Source organism: Halopolyspora algeriensis, assembly GCF_003337235.1.
In the GTDB taxonomy this organism is placed as follows: Bacteria; Actinomycetota; Actinomycetes; order Mycobacteriales; family Pseudonocardiaceae; genus Haloactinomyces; species Haloactinomyces algeriensis.
Genome location: NZ_QPJC01000006.1, coordinates 192,825 through 213,604, shown reverse-complemented (window position 1 = coordinate 213,604; position 20,780 = coordinate 192,825). Strand labels below are relative to the sequence as shown.

The window sequence follows — 20,780 nt, the reverse complement described above, 5'->3', positions numbered from 1 at the left end:
CAGCCACAGCTTGCCATGGAACGGGCGAAACGGGCGCCCCGCAGGTGGGAGAACTCTTGTTCAACACCTCGGGGACATCGGTTGAGCAGCGGTGCGCGAGATGTCCACAGCTCCTGGTCACAGCGGCTCGGCAGCCAGTTGCCGGATGGTGTCCATGGCCCGCCACAGTTCCTCGAACCCCGTGGTCAGGGGCGAGAGTCCCAGACGGATCCCGTCGGGCGAACGATGGTCCACGAGCACCCCGGCCGCGATGATCCGATCGACCAGCCGCGCCGCATCGGGACGTGTGACGGTGATGTGCGCACCGCGCAACGCGGGGTCGCGGGGCGAGGCAAGCCGCAGGCCGTGCGGGGTGAGCCATTCGTCCGTCAGTGTCACTGCGAGTTCCGTCAGCGCCACCGCCTTGCTGCGGATCCGGTCGATCCCGGCCTCGGCCACCAGCTCGACCCCCTCCGAGACCCCGAGCAGTCCGAGGATCGGCGGCGTGCCGGACACGAACCGACGTATCCCCGCAGCCGGTTCGTAGCCCGGCCCCATCTCGAACGGGTCGTGCCGACCGAGCCAGCCCTGCACCGGCTGCCGGAGCCCGTGATGGTCCGAACGGGCGTACATGAACGCGGGCGCCCCCGGACCGGCGTTGAGGTACTTGTACGTACATCCCACCGCGAAGTCGGCCCCCAGCTCGTCCAGCTCGACCGGAAGACAGCCGACGCTGTGGCAGAGATCCCAGACGATCAGTGCTCCGGCCGCGTGCGTGACCCGGGTGATCTCTCCCATGTCGACAATGGCCGCCGAGCGGTAGTCGATGTGGCTGAGCGTGACCACCGCGGTCTCCGGCCCGAGCGCATCGGAGACCTGCCGGGCCGTCACACCCGTGAGCGGATCGGTTTCCAGCCAGCGCACGACCATGCCCAGCTCTTCGGCGATGCCCTCGACGACGTACCGATCGGTGGGAAAGTTGCCGTCGTCGGTGACGATCTCCCGCCGCTCCGGGCGCGCGGACGCGGCCGCGCGGATCAGCTTGTACAGGCACACGGTGGTGGAGTCACCGATGACCACCTGCCCGGCAGCGGCACCGACAGCCACCTCACCCAGGCGATCGCCGACCCGCTCCGGCAGGTCGAGCCACCCTTCACTCCACCCCCGGATCAGCCGGCTGCCCCACTCCTGCCGCACGAACTCGGTGATCCGATCCAGCGTCGCCCGCGGCGGCCGGCCCAGCGAGTTGCCGTCCAGATAGGCGGTCAGCTCCTCGTCCCCGGACGGCAGGAACCGGCCACGGTAATCGGCGAGTTCGTCCTCGGCGTCGAGAGCACGTGCCTGCGCGAGCGAGCTCGAACCGCTCACTGGCCTTCCCTCCCGGTCGACTTCTGCTCGCCCGGCGGCGCCCCCGCCTTGAGCACGGGGGCTGCTTCCACGAGCCGCCGCGGATCCACCAACGGATCGGTCGGCACCGCAACGAGATCAGCCCGCGCTCCCCGCGTCAATGCCTGCATCGACATCGAACGCAGGATTTCCGGCGGGCTCAGCCCCGCCTGCTGCAACGCGGTGATCTCCCGCTGGTTGATTCCCTCCGGCAGCGGTCCGTTGCCGAGGTCCGTCCCGTACAGGATGCGGCCCCCGCAGCGGTGGAAGCGGCGCAGGTTCGCCACCGCCCTGCGCCGCTGCGGGGTGTCCTCACCCCAGCCGTGAATGTCCACGGTGCTCACGATGCTCGTGGTGCTCGCCAACCGCGCCACCAGCCTGTCGTCGAGCTCTTCGCTCCAGGGCGTGTGCGCCAGCTGATCCACACCGGCATACCAGGCACGCGCGGCCTGGCCGGGACCCTCGGTGTGTGCCGTCACGCCGAGCCGCAGCTCGTGTGCCGCTGTCACCACGGAGGCCAGAGTCGGATCGTCGAGGACGGGACCGGCTTCGGCGTTCATCGCGACCTTCACGGTTTCCGGCCGGTGTGCCGCGAGAACGTTCACGGCCTCGCGGGCCTCCTCCGGACTGTTCAGCTCCCACGCCACACCCGACGGTGCCCAACTCCGGTCGGTGGGGTAGCCGCCGGGCGCCGTCAGGAAGGGCCCCGCCGCCAGGATGCGAGGGCCGTCGAAGCCGGCTGCGGCCGAGGCCCGCGCTCTCGGCAGAATCTCGGCGGGAATCCACCCCAGGTCCCGAACCGTGGTCAACCCGTGGCGCAGCAGTGCGGCGATATCGATCAGGCCGGTATGCACGTGGTGGTCGACCAGGCCCGGCAGGAGCACACCGTCGGCACGGACCCGCTCGACCCCCGCCGGAGCTTCGGACGGAGGCCCCGCCCAGGAGATGTGACCATCCCGCACCAGCACCGCGACGGGGCGCCGCAGGGACGAGCCGCCGAGCCATCCGGCCTCGGCCGTGACGAGCAAACCTTCTGTCATAGCCCGACTTCGGTCCGCACCGTGAGAAGCTCGGGAAAGAACGTGAGATCCAGTGCCGCCTTGAGGAAGTCGACACCGCTGGAACCGCCCGTCCCCCGCTTGTGGCCGATGATGCGTTCCACGGTCTTCATGTGGCGGAAGCGCCACAGCTGGAAACTCTCCTCGATGTCGACGAGCTCCTCGCAGGTCTCGTATTCCGGCCAGTTCTCACCGGGGTTCTCGTAGATCGCCTTCAAGGCCGGAACGAGCTCCGGATGCTGCTGGTAGGGCTGCGAGAAGTCCCGCTCGAGCAGCTCGGCGGGCACGTCGTGACCGTGCCGGGCGAGGTAGCGCAGGAACTCGTCGTACAAGCTCGGCGCCTCCAGCACGGCACGCAACGACTCCCATGCCTGCCGATCATGGGCGAACACGTCGAGCATCCGGGCGTTTTTGTTCCCGAGCAGGAACTCCACCGTGCGGTACTGCACGGACTGGAACCCGGAAGCGGGCCCCAGGTCGTCGCGGAACCTGGCGTACTCGATCGGTGTCAGCGTTTCCAGCACCGCCCACTGCTCGAACATCTGCCGCTGGATGTGCTTCACCCGAGCCAGGGACTTCTGCGCCACGGACAGGTCGTCGGCGGCGATCGAGGCCACCGCGGCCTCGAGCTCGTGGATGAGCAGCTTCAGCCACAGTTCGGTCGTCTGATGCTGGATGATGAACAGCATCTCGTCGTGGTGCCCCGTGCTGCTGACCGGGTTCTGACACGACAGCAGGGTGTCGAGCTGCAGGTAGTTGCCGTAGGTCAGCTCGCCCCGAAGGTCCCGGTGGATTTCCGGTTCGATCCGGCGCTGGTTCGCAGCGTCGCTCATGGTGGCCTCCTCGAAGCGGCGATCGGCCGCTGTGGGAAGTGTCTGCCGACGACACGCCGCGGTGGCGGCATGCGACGGACATTCGCCGGAGCCTACCGCGGCCCGTACTCGCGGTCCCCGGCGTCGCCCAGACCCGGAACGATGAAGCCGGACTCGTTGAGCCGCTCGTCCACGCTGGCGGTGATCACCCGTACCGGCAGACCGCTGCGCTCGAGCCGATCGACCCCCTCGGGCGCGGCCAGGGTGCAGATCGCGGTGACATCGCCGGCTCCACGCTCGGTCAGGATCCGGATCGTGTGCACCATCGACCCGCCGGTGGCCAGCATCGGGTCGAGCACGAACACGGGCACGTTCGACAGGTCGTCGGGCAGCGACTCCATGTACGGCGTCGGCTGCAGCGTTCTCTCGTCCCGTGCCAGGCCGATGAATCCCATCCGGGCCTCCGGGATCAGCCGGTGCGCCTGGTCGGCCATGCCGAGTCCGGCCCGCAACACCGGCACCAGCAGTGGCGGATTCGCCAGCCGGTATCCCGTGGTGCGCGCGACCGGGGTGTGAATGGGCTCCTCGGCCACCTCGGCATCGCGGGTGGCCTCGTAGATGAGCATGAGCGTGAGTTCCTGCAGCGCGGCGCGGAAGGCCGCGTTGTCCGTACGCGCGTCACGCATTGTGGACAGTCTTGCCTGCGTCAAGGGGTGATCAACGACCCGGACATCCATGGGGCATCACGGTATCCGCTGGAGCGGGACCCGCACCGGCGGGAACCCATCGGCTGTGGCGAGGTCGCGGCATCACCGCGGCCGGACTACTTCCTGGCCGCCAACACCGCGTCGTAGAGATCCTTCTTGCGGACACCGCCGACCTCCGCGATCTCGGCGACCGCGTCCTTGAGCCGCAGACCTTCGGCTGCGCGCTGCTCGACCTGCCCGACCAGTTCCGCGGGATCGCTCGGCTCCACCGCCGCGGCCCCCGCGAGCACGACGGTGATCTCTCCGCGCACACCTTCGGCCGCCCAGGAGGCGAGCTCACCCAACCGGTCGCGACGCACCTCCTCGTAGGTCTTGGTCAGCTCGCGGCACACCGCCGCCTGCCGATCGGCGCCCAGGACCGCGGAAGCGTCGGCCAGGGTGTCGGCGAGGCGGTGCGGTGCCTCGAAGAACACGCACGTACGCTGCTCGCTCACGAGGCGGGCGAGCCAGCGTCGCCGCTCCCCCTGCTTGCGCGGCGGGAAGCCCTCGAAGCAGAACCGGTCCGACGGCAGTCCCGACACCGCCAGCGCGGTGGTCACCGCACTGGGGCCCGGCAGGCAGGTGACCGGGATGCCCTCGGCCGCGCAGGCCGCCACCAGCCGGTAGCCCGGATCGGACACGCTCGGCATGCCCGCGTCGGTGACCAACAGCACGGTACGGCCCGCATGCAGCTCATCGAGCAGCACGGGCGTGCGCGCGGACTCCACGGCGTCGTAATAGCTGACCACGCGGCCTGCCGGGGTCACTCCGAGCGCTGTGGCCAGAGCGCGTACCCGCCTGGTGTCCTCGGCAGCCACGACCCCGGCCGTCCCGAGCGCCTCGACGAACCGCCCCGAGGCGTCCCCGGCACGACCGAGCGGAGTGGCGGCCAGCACCAGCGTGCCCGGTCCGAATTCGGCATTCACGTCCTCCACCCTACGATTTGGGTGTGAGCGTCCTGGTGCCGAACTCGGTGGGCCGAGCCGCCGACGACGACGAAACGGTTCCCGTCGGCGCGACACCTCCGGCGAGGCCGCCGGGAGAAGGCGATCGGCAGCGGCTGCTCGAGCCGCTGATGCCCACCGATCGGCTCCGTGGCTGGATCGTCACGCTCGTGCTCACTCTGCTCGCAGGCGTGATCCGGTTCTGGAAGCTGGGGCATGCCGACGACGAGGGCACGCCGATCTTCGACGAGAAGCACTACGTCCCGCAGGCGTGGCAGATGCTGCGCAACGGTGGGTACGAAGACAACCCGGGCTACGAGTTGGTCGCCCACCCGCCGGTCGGCAAACACCTGATCGCGGTGGGCGAGTGGCTGTTCGGATACAACCCGTGGGGCTGGCGGGTGAGCGCAGCACTGGCGGGCACGCTGATGGTGCTGCTGGTCATCCGCATCGCCCGCCGCATGACCCGCTCCACCCTGCTGGGTGCGCTGGCGGGTGTGCTGCTGATCTGCGACGGGCTCACGCACGTCCAGTCCCGGGTGGGGATGCTCGACATCTTCCACGCGGTGTTCGTGCTGACCGCCTTCTCCTTCCTGCTCGTCGACCGGGACCGGATGCGGGAGCGGTTCAGGACGGTGGTCATCGAGGGCCGTGTCGGCGACACCCCGTGGGGCCCGCGCCTGGGCTTTCGCTGGTGGCGATTCGCCGCCGGTGTCTCGCTCGGGCTCGCGTGCGGGGTGAAGTGGAGTGGCATCTACTACGTCGTCGCGTTCGGGCTGCTCAGCGTTATTTGGGATGCGCTGGCGCGCCGGACGGCCGGGGTGCGGCGTCCCTGGGCGGGTGCCCTGCTGCGGGATACCGTGCCCGCGCTGGCCTCCCTGCTGGTGCTGCCGCTGGCGGTGTACTTCGCCACCTGGGCGGGTTGGTTCGCCAGTGAGACCGCCACCGACCGGCACGCGGTGATCGTGGCCGAGAACGTCGGTTTCGCGTTCCTGCCCGACGCGCTGCGCTCGCTGCTGTACTACCACTTCAACGTCCTGGAGTTCCACACCAACCTGACCACCGGCAACGATCCGCACCCGTGGGAGTCGAAACCGTGGGCCTGGCCGATGGGCCTGCGCCCGATGCTCTACTACTACGAATCCGGTATGCCCGGGTGTGGGCGTTCGGACTGTGTGCAGGCGACCATGCTGCTCGGCACTCCGGCGCTGTGGTGGGTGGCGCTGCCGGTCGCGGGGTGGGCCGTCTGGCGCGCCGCCGGTCGGCTGGATTGGCGCTATGCCGCCGTGCTGGTCGGCTACTGCGCGGGTTTCCTGCCGTGGTTCGTCAACCTCGACCGGCAGATGTACTACTTCTACGCGACTCCGCTGGCGCCGTTCCTCGTGCTGGGCATCGTGCTGGTGCTCGGTGAGGTGCTCGGGCCCGCCGGGGCCCACGGTGAGCGCCGCAAGACCGGCCTGCTGGTGGTGGCGCTCTACACCGGCTTGGTCGTGGCGAACTTCGTCTGGCTCTGGCCGATCCTCAACGGCTTGCCGATCACCGAGGCCCGCTGGCATGCCGAGCTCTGGTTGCCCTCCTGGCGCTGACTCTTGCGGAGTGAACGCCAACTTTCGCTCGGATAGAAGTAACGAAAGTTGGCGTTCACTCCATCCTGCCGGTCAGGAGCGCGGCTCCCACCGGAACCAGCGGCGCGCGACGAGTCCCGCGATGACGACCCACACGAGCAGCATCCCGATCGCGGGCAGAGCGCCGGCGACCTGCGTGAACCAGTTCCCCTCGGTCAGCGAACGGCGGACCAGATCGGCGACCGCGCCACCGGGCACGAGCAGCGCGGGCAGTGAGTCCTGCGCGTTCACCGCCCAGATGCCTCCCACGAACAGGGCGAGGAAAAACGGCATCGTCGTGATCTGCGCCTGCTCGGAGGTGGCCGTGTACGCACTGGTGGCCAATCCGGCCGCGACGCACATCGCGGCCCCGCCCACCACCGCGACGATCAGCAGCACCACATTGCCGGGCACAGGAGCTCCCGCGAGCACGGCGATCGCGATCATCGCGGTGGCCTGGAGCAGACCGAGGACCACGGCGGGCAGCAGCGTGCCCGCCAGCACCACCGCGGGGTGTGGTTCGGCGCTGCACAACCGCTTGAGGTACAGATCCTCACGGCGACTGGTCACCGCGGCGGTCGCGGTGAAGTAGACGGCGAATGCGAGGACGAACAGCACCTGCATCGACAACACCAGCGCCCACATCCGAGCGCTGCCCCCGATGCCGGTGGCCATGAAAAACCCCAGCAGCAGGGGCACCAGTATCGCGGTGACGGCCACGGTCTTGTTCCGCAGCAGCAGTTTCGTCTCGGCCGTTGCCAGAGCCCATATCGCCGAACCCATCAGCCGGCCACCGCCTTCCGCGTCTCGTGCTCGATGTCGGCGTGATCGCCCTGCTGGGAGGAATCCTGCTGGTGATCGCCCTGCTGGACGGCGTGGAAGACATCGTCCAGCGAGGCGTGCTGCGCCCGAAGCCGGGACAGCCGCACATCCCGTTCGCGCGCCCACGCGAGCACGGCGTGCAGGTCGTGTTGCAGACGATCGGTGCGGACCTCGATCCTTCCGCTCGCCTCACCACGGATCTCCCCGGCAAGATCCGGGAGTTTCCCGGCATCCTCGGGCAGCTCGAACTCGATCCGGGCGCGCTGGGTGGCCAGCACGTCGGTCAGCGAGCCGGACACCGCGATGCGGCCGTCGTGCATGATGGCCAGGCGGTGGGCGAGCCGCTCGGCTTCCTCCAGGTAATGCGTGGTCAGCAACACTGTCGTCCCCGCTTCCAGCAGGTTCCGCACGATCTCCCAGGTGGCCTTGCGGGATTCCGGGTCGAGACCGGTCGTCGGCTCGTCGAGGAACAGCACCTCGGGGTTCCCCAGGGTTGCCAGAACCAGGTCCAGGCGCCGTCGCTCCCCGCCGGAGAGCTGCTTGACGCGCACGTTCCGGCGGTGTTTCAGGCCCAGCGCTTCCAGTGCCGGATCGACTGCCGACGGGCGGCTGACCATCGACTGCCACAGTCGTACCGTCTCGGCCACGGTGAGATCCCCGGCGAAACCGCTGTGCTGCAACATGATCCCGACACGGGGACGCACGCGGGCGCGATCCCGCATCGGGTCCATGCCGAACACCCGGACCTTCCCCCCGGTCGGTGCGCGATGGCCCTCGATGGTTTCCATCGTGGTGGTCTTGCCCGCACCGTTGGTTCCGAGCAGGGCGAACAACTCGCCCGGACCGACATCGAAGCCCACCCCTCGAACGGCTTCGAACCCACCGTACGAGCAGTGCAGCTCGCTGACGTTGATCACCGATTGGTTCATGTCCGTCAGCCTGGTGCCACCGCCTGGTATCCGGTAGTGCCGTCCGTCAACGGATCAGAGCCTCCTGTCAGGCACCGCGATGACAGATGTCATGCGCTGTGAGGCGGTGGCGGATATCGCGACGCCGATCGGCCATGCTGGACGGGTGTCGTCCCCAGTTGCCGAGTTCGATCCCAAGCGGGTCCGACGCCTGCGCCGCTACACCTGGTGGTCCGTGGTGCCGATGGCGTCGTTCTACGCGATTCTCGTGATCACCGGCCTCGTCAACGGTTTCGCCGACGGTACCTATGCGGCGGCCGATCTTCTGGTGCTCGGTCTTGTGCTGCTCGTCCTCACCGTCGAGGCGACGCGTTTCTGCGCGAGCACGATGCGCGGTCTGGGGCAAGGGCGTCACCACGGCGCCGAACAGGCGGCCGCCTTCATCGCCGCGCTGCTGACAGCGGGCTGTGTGCTCGCGACCAAACCCGAGTACGGCTTCATCTGGGTGCTGCTTCCGGCAATCCTCGCCGCCTCGATCGTCACGAACGCCACCGTAAGCCTGCGGTGGCCGTTGACGTTCGCCACGTGCGGTTCGACGGCATTCGTGGTCGCCACCGCTTCCTGGCGCTACGGCCCTCCGATGGTTCCGATCAGGTTCGCCCTGATCGCTGCCGCCGTCGTCGCATTCACGATCTTCGTCTTGGTGGTGGCGGTGTGGTTCTGGGATGTGGTTCTCGAACTCGATCGGGCACGCTCGGTTTCGGCGGAACTCGCCATTGCGCAGGAGCGTCTGCGCTTCGCCGCCGAGCTGCACGACGTGCAGGGGCATCACCTGCAGGCCATCGCGTTGAAGGGTGAGCTGGCGGAACGGCTGGTCGGAGCCGATGACGGCGCGGCTCGGGCGCAGGCGGCCGAGGTCGCCGAACTCGCCAGGACAGCACTGCGGGACACCCGGGAGATTGTGCACGGGTACCGGCGCAGCGACCTGGCCACGGAACTCGACAACGCCCGCGAGATCCTGGAAGCGGCGGGTATCGCGACCACGGTTTCCGGGCACGCCCGCTCCGTGGCTCCGCCGCTGCAACCGCTGTTCGGCGCCCTGGTGCGGGAAGGGGCCACCAACGTGCTGCGGCACAGTCGGGCGCTTCACTGCGAAATGAGCATCCTCACCGACGAGCACGGCAGCGAAGTGGTGCTGCGCAACGACGGCGTGTACGCGAGCGACGGCACATCGGGTTCGGGGATCGACGGGTTGCGGGAACGTTTCGCCACACTGGGCGGGCAGGTGCGTGCCGAGCACCGCGACGGTTGGTTCGAGCTGGTCGGGCGTGCCGAGGAGCCGGGGAGGTCGGAAGCGTGATGCAGGTGGTGCTGGCCGATGACGAGGATCTCATCCGGGGTGCCCTGGCCACGCTGCTCGGCCTCGAAAGCGACATCAGCGTCATCGCCCAGGCCAGTGACGGTGACGAGGCGCTGCAGGCCGTTCGGGAGCACCGCCCGGACGTGGCCGTGCTCGATCTGGAGATGCCGAAGCTGGACGGAGTTCAGGCCACGACGGAGATCAAGAGCACGCTGGACATACCGGTCGTGCTCGTCACCCGCCACGCCCGGCCGGGGGTGCTCAAGCGTGCGTTGGCTGCGGGAGTGCGCGGTTTCGTCCCGAAGACGACGCCGGCCACCCGGCTGGCTGCCATCCTGCGCGATGTCCACAGCGGAGGACGCTACGTCGATCCGGAGATCGCGGCGAGTGCGTTGACCGAAGGCACGTGCCCGCTGACGACCCGGGAGCTCGAACTCCTCCGGCTCACGCTCCGCGGAAGCACGATCGCCGCCATCGCCGACGAGGTACACCTCGCCCCCGGCACGGTCCGCAATTACCTCTCGGCGGCGATGAACAAGCTCGATGCGGGCACGCGGCACGAGGCGGCACGACACGCCTGGGAGGAAGGCTGGATCTGAAGCCGGCGGCATCCAGGAGTGAACGCCAACTTTCGTTGCTTCTATCCGGGCGAAAGTTGGCGTTCACTCCACGAGGTGGTCGTCAGGACAGCTCGCCGAGGGTTTTGCGGAGTGCCTGCACGGCATCGGTGAGTTCCTCCTGCCGCACCGACAGGGCCGGCCGCCACCGCAGCGAGCGCGGACCGGACGGCAGGAACAACGTGTGATGCCGCTCGCGAGCGATGGTGATCGCACGGTCGCGCAGCGCCGAGTCGGGAAAATCAACCGCGCACATCAACCCCCGACCACGCGGATGGCCGAGCACGGACGGGAACTCCTCGGCAAGGCCGCGTAGCTCGGCCAGCAGGATCTCACCCATCCGGCGCGTGTGGGGCAGCAGGTCCTCGGATTCGACGGTCTCCAGGATCCGGGTGGCACGCACCATGTCCACCAGCCCACCACCCCAGGTGGAGCTGATGCGGCTGCCCTCGCGGAAGGCGTTGTCGGCGATGTCGAGGACACGACGACCGCCCATCACCCCGCACACCTGCACACGCTTGCCGAACGCGACCAGGTCCGGTTCGAGCCCGAGCGCCTGGTACGCCCAGGCACACCCCGTGATCCCACCGCCGGTCTGCACCTCGTCGGCGATGGTCAGTACGCCGTGCTCGCGGCACAGTTCCTGCATGGCCCGGAGGAACTCCGGACGCAGGTGGCGGTCGCCGCCTTCGCCCTGGATGGGCTCGTAGACGAAGCAGGCGATCTCGTGGCCGTACCGCTGCAGAGCGGCCTCGGCGGCTTCCAGGGCGGTGCGCTCGGCGGGCAGCAGCTCGGGGTGGTCCCACCCGGTGTCCGGATCGACGGCAGGACTGGGGATGCGTGGCCAGTCGAACACGGGGTAGTCGCGGACCTTGGTCGGGTCGGTGTTGGTCAACGACATGGTGTACCCGGTGCGGCCGTGGAACGCGTGCTGCAGGTGCATGGCCCGACAACCGCGCACGGGGATGCTCCTGGCGGCGTTGCACTTGGTCTTCCAGTCGAAGGCGATTTTCAGCGCGTTCTCCACCGCCGGTCCGCCACCCTCGATGAAGAACAGCAACGGCAGCTCCGGGTCGCCGAACACGCGTTTCAGGGTTTCGGCGAAGCGGGCCTGCTCGACGGTGGCGAAATCGGGGTTGGCGGGTTTGACCCGGCTTGCGCGAACGAGCGCAGCTTCGAAATCCGGCTCGCGCAGCCCCGGATGCCCGTGCCCGAGCGGCGCCGAGCTGAAAAACATCGTCATGTCGAGGTACTCGGTGCCATCGCGCAGGTCACGCAGGCGGCAACCCTCGCCGCCGTCCAGATCCACCACGATGTCCAGCAGATCGCCGGCCACGTGGGCACGCAGCTCGGTGACGGCGGCGGCTGCACTGTCCTGCGCAGCGGCCTGTGCACGCTGCCTCGGGAGCTCGGTACCGGTGGAGTCGGCGGTCTCTCGCTGTGCGGTCATGCTCGACCTCCTGGCACTACGCGGGTCGCGGCCCTGTGGCCGCGGCTACACCCTCATCTGGATAAATTGCTACACGAGTCCCCGACTTCAATCAAGATTTTCCCGTAGTAACGACCAAATGCAGGATAAATTCCTCCGCCCAGGAGGGTCGCGGCGTGATGAGTGCCGAGCGCACAAACGCCACCACGGACAGTGGAGGAACAAGGACCACTAAAATCCCACGTCAGGAGGACACCGACAGCACACGAGGTGGGGATGGTCGAAGAACGCGGTGAGCATTTCATTCAAGCCGTCGAGCGGGCACTGGCCGTGCTGCGCGCCTTCACGCCCGAGCACCCCGAGCTGACGCTGACCGAGGTGGCCACCGCGACCGGCCTGGACCGCGCCGGAGCGCGTCGTCTGCTGCTCACCCTGGTGGATTTGGGTTATCTCCGCCACGACGGACGGCATTTCACCCTCACCCCACAGGTTCTGGAGTTCGGCTATGCCTATCTGTCGAGTCGCCCCCTGCCGCAGATCGCCGAACCGCACCTGCAGCGACTGACCGGGGAGCTGCAGGAAACGAGCTCGCTGGCGGTACTCGAACGCGACGACATCTGCTACATCGCGCAAGTGCCCAGCCCCAAGCTGCTGTCCGTGACCATCCCCGTCGGCACCCGGTTTCCCGCGCATGCGACCTCGATGGGCAAGGTGCTGCTCGCAGGTCTGCCTCCCGAACTCCTGGAGGCCAGGCTGGGGGTGATGGAGCTCAGACCCGTCACGGACAGGACCATCACCGCCAGGGATGCCCTGCGCACGGAACTCGCCACAGTGCGCAAGCAGGGGTTCGTGATCTCCGACGACGAACTCGAAGGCGGCCTGCGCGGGGTCGCCGTGCCCGTCCGTGATCAGGACGGTCGGGTGTCGGCGGCCGTCAACGTGTCCCTGCACTCCAACGGCGCTTCGGAGTCCGTGGTCCGCAAGGAGGTCGTGCCCAGACTCCGCACGACCGCATCACGCATCGAGGCCGACCTGCGGATGAAACCGACCGCACCGATGTGACGGCGCTCCGGCGGGAGGGCGAACACAGTCGTCGCCGAGCCCCCGATCGGAGACTCGGCGACGACCGCGGCCCCGCAGGGCCGAAATCCCTGTGGCGGGTATCACCGCAGTGGAGTTCCACGCGGATCGATCACTCGGCGTCCAGCTCGCCGGGGTCCCTGTAGGACTTCTCCGCCACGTGGATGAAGTAGTCGGGCTCGGATTCGGCGTACGTTTCCTGGAAGTCGCCGTAGGTGTCGATCTTCTGGAAGCCCACGTCCCGCATCAGACCACGCAGGTACTTCTTTCGCAGCGGGTACATGTTCAGGAAGTACTCGCTGTTGTCCGGGAAGGTGTACTTGTAGCGTGCCAGTCCGTCGTCGACGTGATCCGGCTTCGCCGAAACCTGATCACCGCAGTAGTAGTAGGTGCGATTCCCGCCGGAACCGTTGTCCAGCACGGCGTCGTAGTTGCGCTGATCGATGATCAGGACACCGTCGTGCTTGAGCTTCGCGTAGAACTCGGCCAGCGCCTTGCGCCGGTCGTGCTCGGAGAACAGGTGGGTGAACGAATTGCCGAGGCAGATGATCGCGTCGAATTCACCGTGCACGTCGCGGTTGAGCCAGCGCCAGTCGGCGTTGACCACGCGCAGCACGTTGCCGCCGTAGTCGATACCGTTCTGGAAAGCCTTTGCCAGCATCTGCGGACTACCGTCCGCGCTGACCGTGTCGAAGCCTTCCTCCACGAGGCGAGCCGAGTGGAATCCGGTTCCTGTCGCGGCGTCGAGCACCGTGTGCACACCGCGCGACTTGAGCTGGTCGATGAAGAACCGTCCCTCGCTCTCGGAACGCTTTTTCCAATCGATCAGCTCGTCCCACTTGTCCACCATGCCACCGACGTACTCCTGGGTGTAGTGGTCGGTGTCGCGCACCTCGGTCGGGTTGTCACCGAATACCTGCTGTTCCAACTCGATGGAACTGACGGTCGATTCGTTCTTCCCGCCCTCGTGAGGACGCGTATTCGCGCTCTTGGTCATGCTCCGTTCCCTGAAATCGTTTCGACCGCACATCACCATGATGCGCGGTACGGGGCCGGACAGCGCGGAATGTTCCTCCGCGGGAACTGTCGCCCCTGACAAACGCACGGCATGCGACGTGCGTTCTTCGCGGCAGGCGGCCAACACCGCGGCGTCCTTGCCCGGTGTATTACGGCCACAGATCTGTGCGCCGGTCACGACATTAGGGCACAGAAATCACGGATCAAGGCGGAAGATCCCGTGACCCTGTTCACAACCGGCGATGCGGCATTCCGACACCCACCCGGGGAAGCCTGCTGACCAGGCAAGTCGGCGGCTTCCACGCGGTGGCGCAGAGCCGGTGGGAGGAGAAAATCCAGCGGTCGCCGGTTCGCATGCCGACCGCGTGTGTCGCCGTACGAACACCGCCGCGCGCGGTCACCGCTCCCGCTCGGCGAGCGACCGAGGAGCGTTCGTCCCCCGCCCGTAACCTGGATTTAAGCAGCGCAATACGATTCGGTGGCCCCGGGATGCCCGGCGGAGAGCACTGCACGGGCCCCGGCAGCACCGATGAGCGACGCCTGCGTGGCACACGTCACGCTTCCGTGTTGAGGCATGGCTCATACGATCTGCGTCACACAGGCACCGCTGAATTCGGCAGCGCTTTTCGCACCGGGCACAGCATCGGGTAAAAGCGTCGACACTGCGGCAGTGGTGTGAGCAATTCGTCGACCCGGCCGGGGAAGGGCGCCGGTGTCCGGATGAATGGAGGCATTGATGCCCGGCAGAATTCGAAACCGCCAGCTGGCGACGAAGATCGTCGAGGCCGATGAGGCAGCGCGTCTGATTCCGGCAGGGGCCAATGTGGGTATGAGCGGGTTCACCGGGGCCGGATACCCGAAGGAAGTGCCGGGGGCACTGGCCAAACGTCTGGCGGAAGCCAATGCCCAGGGCGATCCCATGAAGGTCAGCCTGTGGACGGGTGCCTCCACGGCCCCCGAGCTCGACGGGGCCCTCGCCGAAGCCGACGGGATCGAACTGCGGCTGCCCTACCAGTCCGACCCCGTCAGTCGCGAAAAGATCAATTCCGGCCGGATGGACTACATCGACATCCATCTCTCGCACGTCGCACAGCGGGTCTGGCAGGGCTTCCTCGGGCCGCTGGATGTCGCCGTGATCGAGATCAGCGGGATCACCGAGGACGGCAAGCTGATCCCGTCCTCGTCGGTGGGCAACAACAAGACCTGGATCGAGCAGGCCGACCGGGTCATCCTCGAGGTCAACGCCTGGCAGAGCGAGCAACTCGAGGGCATGCACGACATCTACTACGGCACCACGCTGCCCCCGTACCGGCGGCCGATCCCGCTGACGGATCCGCGCGACCGCATCGGCGTGCCCTACCTGGAATGTCCGCCCGAGAAGATCGCCGCCGTGGTCGAGACCGAGGCTCCCGACCGCAACACGGCGTTCAAGGAGCCGGACGGGATCTCCCGCGCCATCGCCGGACACGTGCTGGACTTCCTCACCTCGGAGATGCGCTGCGGGCGGATCCCGGAGAGCTTGCTGCCGCTGCAGTCCGGCGTGGGCAATGTCGCCAACGCCGTGCTCGCCGGGCTCCGGGAGGGCCCGTTCTCCGGACTCACCGCCTACACCGAGGTCATCCAGGACGGAATGCTGGACCTGATCGATTCGGGCACGCTGCGCATGGCCTCGGCAACGGCATTCTCCCTGAGCCCCTCGGCTGTCGACCGGTTCAACAAGCACGCGGACGAGTACCGGAGCCGGATCCTGCTGCGCCCTCAGGAGATCAGCAACCACCCCGAGGTGGTGCGCCGCCTGGGATGCCTGGCGATGAACGGCATCGTCGAGGCGGACATCTACGGCAACATCAACTCCACGCACATGATGGGCAGCCGGATCCAGAACGGCATCGGTGGCTCCGGCGACTTCGCCCGCAACGCCTACACGTCGATCTTCGTCACACCCTCGACGGCCAAGGACGGTGCGATCTCGACCATCGTGCCCATGGTCTCGCACGTCGACCACACCGAGCACGACGTCGACGTCATCGTCACCGAGCAGGGGGCGGCGGACCTCCGTGGTCTGGCACCGAGACAGCGGGCGAAGCAGATCATCGAACGCTGCGCCCATCCGGACTTCCGGCCCGCACTGCGGGACTACTACGAGCGGTCGCTGGCCGCCTCCTACGGAGGGCACACCCCGCACCTGCTCGACGAGTCCCTGTCCTGGCACCGGAAGTACCTCCAGGAAGGCACCATGCGCGTCTGAAGAGTGTGTCGGGGCGGCTTGCTCGGCGGTGCGGGTGGCGGAACCTCCGGCTGCGCCTCGCTGCGCCGAGTCCCGGCATCCGGGAGAGGCGGGTCCCCACAGGGCTTCTGCTTCGTCTCGCGGGCGCCGGTCCCGATACGGATCCGACGCCCGCGAGATCCGCTCAGTGTTGTCCCCGTCACAGCCGATCGCTACGTTGACATGAACCCGAGCAATGTTCATGTTTGGAGAGTGCGGTCGGTCATGGCACACCATCACGCGGTAGCCGGCAGGCGGGATCTCCTGCGGGCGGGTGCCGCCATCGCAGGATTCGGAATCGCCGGTTACTCGACTTCGGCGGGCCCGGCCACGCAGCGAGCGAGCGCGGCGACGGCGAATCCGTACCTCGTGGGCCGGGGGATCGCCGATGCCACCGGCGAAGTCGCCGAGGTCGGCATGATGGGCTACGGCCGCATGGACCAACAGGCCGAAGGCCTGCACATGCGCTTGTGGTCGCGAGCGTTCGTCATCGCCGACCGAGCGAGCACCGAGCGGGTGCTGCTCGTCGTGGTCGACGCACCGATGATCTTCGAGAGCGTGCACCGGGAGGTGCTGCGCCGGATCGGCGAACGGCACGGCGACCTGTACACCGAGCGCAACGTCCTCATCACCGCGACGCACACGCACGCCGGCCCCGGCGGCCATGCGCATCACCTCCTGTACAACATGACCACGAAAGGCTTTCATCGCGCCACTTTCGAGGCGGTCACCGCGGGCATCGTCGAGTCGATCGAGCGAGCACACGCGGATCTCACCCCCACCGAACTCACACTCACCCACGGCGAACTGCACAACACCAGCGTCAACCGCTCCCGTGCCGCCTTCGATCGCAATCCCGCCGACATCACGGAGCACTTCCCCGAGGCCATCGACCCGCAGAGCTCGGTGCTGCGCATCGAACGCGACGGCCACCTGGTCGGTGCGATCAACTGGTTCGCCACCCACGGCACCAGCATGTCCGGGGACAACAGGCTGATCAGCTCCGACAACAAGGGCTACGCGGCCTACCGCTGGGAGCGGGAAGCAGGCCACGCCGATCGCTCCGCGGAATCCGGCCCCGGCTTCGTCGCCGCATTCGCCCAGACCAATGCCGGCGACATGTCACCGAACCTGGATCTCACACCGTCGACCACTCCGGAGGATTTCGCCCACACCCGCACGATCGGCCACAGGCAGTACGAGGCGGCCGCCCGGCAACTGGACCAACGTGGACACCGGCTCACCGGCGGAGTGGACTCCCGGCTGGTCTACATCGATCTCTCCGAGGTCACCGTGCGGCCGGAGTTCACCGGTGACGGCCGGGAACACACCACCTGCACACCGGCGATCGGGGCGGCCATGGCCGCCGGGAGCACCGAGGACGGGCCCGCCTTCCCCACCTTTTCCGAAGGGGAGAACCCGCTGTGGGACGCGGTGTCGCACTCGGTGCTCTACACCGCCTCACCCCGATTGCGGGACTGCCAGGCCCCCAAGGGGATTTTCGTGCCGATCGGCGAGATGAACCGCGTCCACCCGTGGGTGCAGGAGCAGGTTCCCGTGCAGCTCGTCCGCATCGGACGGCTGTATCTGATCGGCATCCCGGGGGAGGTGACCATCGCCGCCGGTCTCCGGCTGCGCCGCACGGTCGCCGACATCGTCGGGGCCGATCACGACGATGTCCTCGTCGCCGGCTACGCGAACTCCTACTTCCACTACGTCACCACCCCGGAGGAGTACGACGCTCAGCACTACGAGGGTGGCAGCACGCTGTTCGGCCGCTGGCAGCTGCCCGCGCTGCAGCAGACCGCGGCACGGCTGGCCACCGCGATGCGCGACGGGCGCCAGCTCCCGCTCGGACCGGTGGCACCGGATCTCTCCGGCGAGCAGCTGTCCCTGCAACCGCCGGTCGTGCTGGACACGCCGCCCCCGTCGCGCGAATTCGGCGATGTTCTGGCCGAACCGCGCTCGTTCCACCGGTCCGGGGAGCGGGTCGTCACCGAGTTCGCCGGTGCCCACCCCGGCAACGACCTGCATCGCGGTGACACGTATCTCGAAGTGCAGCGACGGGTCGGAACAGCGTGGCGCACCGTCGCCGACGACGGTGACTGGTCGACGAAGTTCCGCTGGGCCCGCCAGGGCGTTTCCGCTTCCCGCGTCACGATCACGTGGGACATCCCGCCGGGGACCGTGCCGGGCAGCTACCGCATCCGCTACCACGGAGACGCGCGCACCCCTCCCGGGCACATCAGACCGTTCACCGGCACCACCCGGACATTCACCGTGTCCGGATGAGGCCACGCGCGAGTGGTGCCGTTGCATGATCGCGGTCGGCACCATCTCGGGCGCACCGCGGGAGCACCGCCCTGCCAGACTGAGTTCAGCACAACGAGAGGGAAGAGGTACATGCCTGCTCCACTGACGCCTGACTCCACGGTGGGCGAATGGCTCGACCATCCTGTGGGCGGTCCGACGCTGCGTCGTCTGCTGCAGGACAACGGTCAGAGTCCCGAGGTCCTCACGGCCGTCCGCCGGTTCCCGATGACCCGACTCGTCACCATGAGCGGCGGGCAGATGACCAACGACGATCTCGATCGGCTCGTCGAACAGGTCAACGCGGCGATGCCCGCGGAGGACGCACCGAGAGACGATCCGGCGACGACCGCCGAGGAATCCGCAGCCCCGAGCCAGCAAAAAGGCCACCCGCTTGGCGGGCGGCCTTTTGTCGATCTCCGGTGTTGCGGTGCTACTCCGGGGCCTTCACTCGGGCCCACTTCCAGTAGTCCCACTGTTGTGGAGCTGCGGGGAATCGAACCCCGGACCTTCTCGATGCGAACGAGACGCGCTACCAACTGCGCTACAGCCCCTTGCCGAGTGCGGACCCAGCTTAGCAAGTCCCGACAGCGCCCGATGACACCCCCCTCGGTTCGAGCGCCGCCCCGGGCGAGTGACTCCGAAAGTCCGGCGGCAACTACGTACGCAAGCCTGCACAAGGCCCGCGCACTCCCCCTAATCGCCGGCGGCACGGCGATAGGGCTGCCAGGTCCGCTCGTCCAGTTCGTCGAACATCGGATCCTCGTCGTCGATGTCCAGCGCGACCGCCTGGGGCGAGGCCCCGGGCGACTCCGCAGAGGAGCCGTAACCGTGCTGCCCTGCGAACTCGGGGAGGTGTTCCCACTCATCGGCAGCGCCGTGGTCATCCGAGTCCTCGTACTCGCCGGACTCCGGATCGGCATCGCCCGACAGCCGTGCCAACCGGCGGGCCCGGACATCCTCCTCGATCTTCACCTGCCTGCGCAGGTAGGTGAGATAGCCGGCAAGCGCGAGATCGACGAGCGCGTGAACCCACCACACGACCGGCCAGGCCAGCGCGGCGAGCACCGCCGTGACCACGGCCACCAGCAGCATGCCGAACACGGTCCGCTGCCTGCGCGCATACTTCGCCCGCGCGGCGAGGGCGGCGGCCTCCGGGTCGAAACCACCGCGTCCCGGGCGATACCGGCGACCCGCCCGAGCATCGTCGCTGTAGACCCGGCGCCACTGACCGTCCTCGGTGTACTCGTCCTCCGCGTCGACCTCCGGATCGAGATCGTCGATCATCTCGTCCTCGCGCGTGTCATCCCGGTCGGTGTCAGGCATCGCGAACACCTCCTTGACCCTTTTGGTTCTCGCTGTGGCGGGCGTCGTCGGACGCCGCCGGGCGCCACCTCGCCGCACCACACGCGCTCCCAGCGCGGAGTCGGTGGTGTGCGCGACCTCCTGCCGGCGCCGGGCGAACATCGGCACGAGAACGACCAGCCAGGCCACCGCCAGGGCGACGAAGATCAACGAGCTGAGCACGTCTCGCCACCTCCCCCTGGCCGACGGCAGCACACACCTGCGATCACCACGCTAGCCACATCGATCACGTCTGTCTTGGAGGCACGCCGGATGCGCGAGGTTCCGGATCGTGACGGAGATCCCGTCGGCGGGCGGCATCCGATCGCACCGTCCGCGGCAGCCGGCCCCGGCAGGGCCACCGGAGGGCAGGCAAGGCAACCGGTCCCCGCCCGCCTTTTCGATCAGGGGCGGCTGGTATGCCCGGCACGGACCAGCACCGGCACCACACCTTCCGGAACGTCCTCGGCCGTCAGGCCGTAGACGTAGTGGTCCCGCCACGCCCCCGCCACATCGAGGTACCGCTCGAAGAGGCCCTCCCGCCGAAAACCCGCCTTCTCCAGAACACGAATACTGGGAGCGTTCTCCGGACGCACCGTGGCCTCCAGGCGGTGCAGCCCGCAGAGCCCGAAGGAATGATCGACGGCGAGGGCCACCGCTGCCGTGGCCGTTCCTCCCCCGGAAACCCGTTCGGTGACCCAGTACCCGATCCAGGCCGAGCGCAACGCTCCGCGCACGATGTTGCCGACGGTGAGCTGCCCGGCGAGGCGCCCGTTGACGGTGATGACGAAAGACAGCGCCTGCCCCCTGCGTCCGAGGCCGCGCAGGGCACTCCACTGGCCCGGCCATGCGAGAGCCGAATTGCGTTCCTGCCAGTCGCCGAAGGGGGTCGGCTCCCACTGCTGAAGATATTCCCGGTCCCGCATCCGGGTGCTGCTCCAGGCCGAGGCATCGCGCAACCGGGGAGGGCGCAGCATCACCTCACCCGCCGGGGCCACCAGCGGTCCCAGCTTGGCGGGCCAGCCCGGGTGGCGCCCGCCCGACTCCGAAGACAGCACATCCATAGGTTCACCGCACCCGCCTTGTCAGTTCCGCACC

The 20,780-nt window shown here is 68.1% G+C and carries 16 protein-coding genes, 1 tRNA gene and 1 pseudogene; 6 read left to right on the top strand and 12 right to left on the bottom strand.

Annotated features, from left to right (window positions below; genetic code table 11):
- Positions 1-117: 117 nt before the first annotated feature.
- The 5 genes from DFQ14_RS11820 to rsmI form a co-directional block, all read right to left on the bottom strand.
- Positions 118-1,347, bottom strand: coding sequence for a kynureninase (locus DFQ14_RS11820; RefSeq protein WP_114453272.1), 1,230 nt, complete (start codon positions 1,345-1,347; stop codon positions 118-120).
- A complete protein-coding gene (locus DFQ14_RS11815; protein WP_114453271.1) occupies positions 1,344-2,405 on the bottom strand; it encodes an amidohydrolase family protein in 1,062 nt (353 codons plus the stop codon). The genes DFQ14_RS11820 and DFQ14_RS11815 overlap by 4 nt, the downstream gene beginning before the upstream one ends.
- A complete protein-coding gene (locus tag DFQ14_RS11810; protein WP_114453270.1) occupies positions 2,402-3,256 on the bottom strand; it encodes a tryptophan 2,3-dioxygenase in 855 nt (284 codons plus the stop codon). The genes DFQ14_RS11815 and DFQ14_RS11810 overlap by 4 nt, the downstream gene beginning before the upstream one ends.
- 92 nt (positions 3,257-3,348) lie before the next feature.
- On the bottom strand, positions 3,349-3,972 hold the full coding sequence (gene upp / locus DFQ14_RS11805; protein WP_114453269.1) for a uracil phosphoribosyltransferase: 624 nt from the start codon (positions 3,970-3,972) through the stop codon (positions 3,349-3,351).
- A gap of 86 nt (positions 3,973-4,058) precedes the next feature.
- Complete coding sequence (gene rsmI, locus DFQ14_RS11800; protein ID WP_114453335.1) at positions 4,059-4,907, bottom strand: 16S rRNA (cytidine(1402)-2'-O)-methyltransferase; 849 nt, start codon at positions 4,905-4,907, stop codon at positions 4,059-4,061.
- A gap of 23 nt (positions 4,908-4,930) precedes the next feature.
- On the opposite strand from rsmI, the gene DFQ14_RS11795 reads away from it, so the two are divergent.
- Entirely contained in the window at positions 4,931-6,511 is a 1,581-nt protein-coding gene (locus DFQ14_RS11795; RefSeq protein ID WP_179951554.1) for a dolichyl-phosphate-mannose--protein mannosyltransferase, read from the top strand.
- Between the two features lie 72 nt (positions 6,512-6,583).
- Here DFQ14_RS11795 and DFQ14_RS11790 read toward each other — a convergent pair whose 3' ends face one another.
- Positions 6,584-7,312 carry an ABC transporter permease gene (locus DFQ14_RS11790; RefSeq protein WP_114453268.1) on the bottom strand — a complete coding sequence of 243 codons (729 nt, stop codon included), beginning with the start codon at positions 7,310-7,312 and terminating at the stop codon, positions 6,584-6,586.
- Positions 7,312-8,280: an ABC transporter ATP-binding protein gene (locus DFQ14_RS11785; RefSeq protein ID WP_114453267.1), complete on the bottom strand. Its 969-nt coding sequence runs from the start codon at positions 8,278-8,280 to the stop codon at positions 7,312-7,314. The genes DFQ14_RS11790 and DFQ14_RS11785 overlap by 1 nt, the downstream gene beginning before the upstream one ends.
- A gap of 145 nt (positions 8,281-8,425) precedes the next feature.
- Here DFQ14_RS11785 and DFQ14_RS11780 point away from each other — a divergent pair, with 145 nt between their 5' ends.
- Positions 8,426-9,619: a sensor histidine kinase gene (locus tag DFQ14_RS11780; protein WP_246195792.1), complete on the top strand. Its 1,194-nt coding sequence runs from the start codon at positions 8,426-8,428 to the stop codon at positions 9,617-9,619.
- Entirely contained in the window at positions 9,616-10,218 is a 603-nt protein-coding gene (locus DFQ14_RS11775) for a response regulator transcription factor (protein WP_179951553.1), read from the top strand. The genes DFQ14_RS11780 and DFQ14_RS11775 overlap by 4 nt, the downstream gene beginning before the upstream one ends.
- A gap of 82 nt (positions 10,219-10,300) precedes the next feature.
- On the opposite strand, the gene lat is transcribed toward DFQ14_RS11775, so the two are convergent.
- Positions 10,301-11,686 (bottom strand): L-lysine 6-transaminase, encoded by a 1,386-nt coding sequence (gene lat, locus DFQ14_RS11770; RefSeq protein ID WP_114453266.1) that lies wholly within the window; start codon positions 11,684-11,686, stop codon positions 10,301-10,303.
- Positions 11,687-11,941: 255 nt separating this feature from the next.
- Between lat and DFQ14_RS11765 the strand changes: the two genes are divergently transcribed.
- Complete coding sequence (locus tag DFQ14_RS11765) at positions 11,942-12,727, top strand: IclR family transcriptional regulator domain-containing protein (protein WP_114453265.1); 786 nt, start codon at positions 11,942-11,944, stop codon at positions 12,725-12,727.
- A 145-nt stretch (positions 12,728-12,872) separates the two neighbouring features.
- Here DFQ14_RS11765 and DFQ14_RS11760 read toward each other — a convergent pair.
- Positions 12,873-13,742, bottom strand: a pseudogene (locus DFQ14_RS11760) (glycine/sarcosine N-methyltransferase); the annotation flags it as partial.
- Positions 13,743-14,498: 756 nt separating this feature from the next.
- On the opposite strand from DFQ14_RS11760, the gene DFQ14_RS11755 reads away from it, so the two are divergent.
- Together DFQ14_RS11755 and DFQ14_RS11750 are read left to right on the top strand one after the other, a co-directional pair.
- Positions 14,499-16,010 (top strand): acetyl-CoA hydrolase/transferase family protein, encoded by a 1,512-nt coding sequence (locus DFQ14_RS11755; RefSeq protein WP_114453264.1) that lies wholly within the window; start codon positions 14,499-14,501, stop codon positions 16,008-16,010.
- Positions 16,011-16,253: 243 nt separating this feature from the next.
- Positions 16,254-18,320, top strand: coding sequence for a neutral/alkaline ceramidase (locus tag DFQ14_RS11750; protein WP_114453330.1), 2,067 nt, complete (start codon positions 16,254-16,256; stop codon positions 18,318-18,320).
- Between the two features lie 499 nt (positions 18,321-18,819).
- Here DFQ14_RS11750 and DFQ14_RS11745 read toward each other — a convergent pair.
- The 3 genes from DFQ14_RS11745 to DFQ14_RS11735 all read right to left on the bottom strand — a co-directional run bounded on the left by DFQ14_RS11745 (position 18,820) and on the right by DFQ14_RS11735 (position 20,746).
- Positions 18,820-18,892, bottom strand: a tRNA-Ala gene (locus tag DFQ14_RS11745).
- A gap of 142 nt (positions 18,893-19,034) precedes the next feature.
- The gene (gene sepX, locus DFQ14_RS11740; protein WP_114453263.1) at positions 19,035-19,865 is read right to left on the bottom strand and encodes a divisome protein SepX/GlpR; all 831 of its coding nucleotides are present in this window, start codon (positions 19,863-19,865) and stop codon (positions 19,035-19,037) included.
- Positions 19,866-20,086: 221 nt separating this feature from the next.
- Positions 20,087-20,746 (bottom strand): GNAT family N-acetyltransferase, encoded by a 660-nt coding sequence (locus DFQ14_RS11735; RefSeq protein WP_114453262.1) that lies wholly within the window; start codon positions 20,744-20,746, stop codon positions 20,087-20,089.
- Positions 20,747-20,780: the final 34 nt, after the last annotated feature.

Excerpts from the sequence above, each read along its gene's own strand:
- DFQ14_RS11735 (WP_114453262.1), bottom strand. The coding sequence starts at position 20,746 with ATGGATGTGCTGTCTTCGGAGTCGGGCGGGCGCCACCCGGGCTGGCCC.
- DFQ14_RS11785 (WP_114453267.1), bottom strand. The coding sequence starts at position 8,280 with ATGAACCAATCGGTGATCAACGTCAGCGAGCTGCACTGCTCGTACGGT.
- DFQ14_RS11755 (WP_114453264.1), top strand. The coding sequence starts at position 14,499 with ATGCCCGGCAGAATTCGAAACCGCCAGCTGGCGACGAAGATCGTCGAG.
- DFQ14_RS11765 (WP_114453265.1), top strand. The coding sequence starts at position 11,942 with ATGGTCGAAGAACGCGGTGAGCATTTCATTCAAGCCGTCGAGCGGGCA.
- DFQ14_RS11810 (WP_114453270.1), bottom strand. The coding sequence starts at position 3,256 with ATGAGCGACGCTGCGAACCAGCGCCGGATCGAACCGGAAATCCACCGG.
- lat (WP_114453266.1), bottom strand. The coding sequence starts at position 11,686 with ATGACCGCACAGCGAGAGACCGCCGACTCCACCGGTACCGAGCTCCCG.
- DFQ14_RS11815 (WP_114453271.1), bottom strand. The coding sequence starts at position 2,405 with ATGACAGAAGGTTTGCTCGTCACGGCCGAGGCCGGATGGCTCGGCGGC.
- DFQ14_RS11750 (WP_114453330.1), top strand. The coding sequence starts at position 16,254 with ATGGCACACCATCACGCGGTAGCCGGCAGGCGGGATCTCCTGCGGGCG.
- DFQ14_RS11790 (WP_114453268.1), bottom strand. The coding sequence starts at position 7,312 with ATGGGTTCGGCGATATGGGCTCTGGCAACGGCCGAGACGAAACTGCTG.
- upp (WP_114453269.1), bottom strand. The coding sequence starts at position 3,972 with ATGGATGTCCGGGTCGTTGATCACCCCTTGACGCAGGCAAGACTGTCC.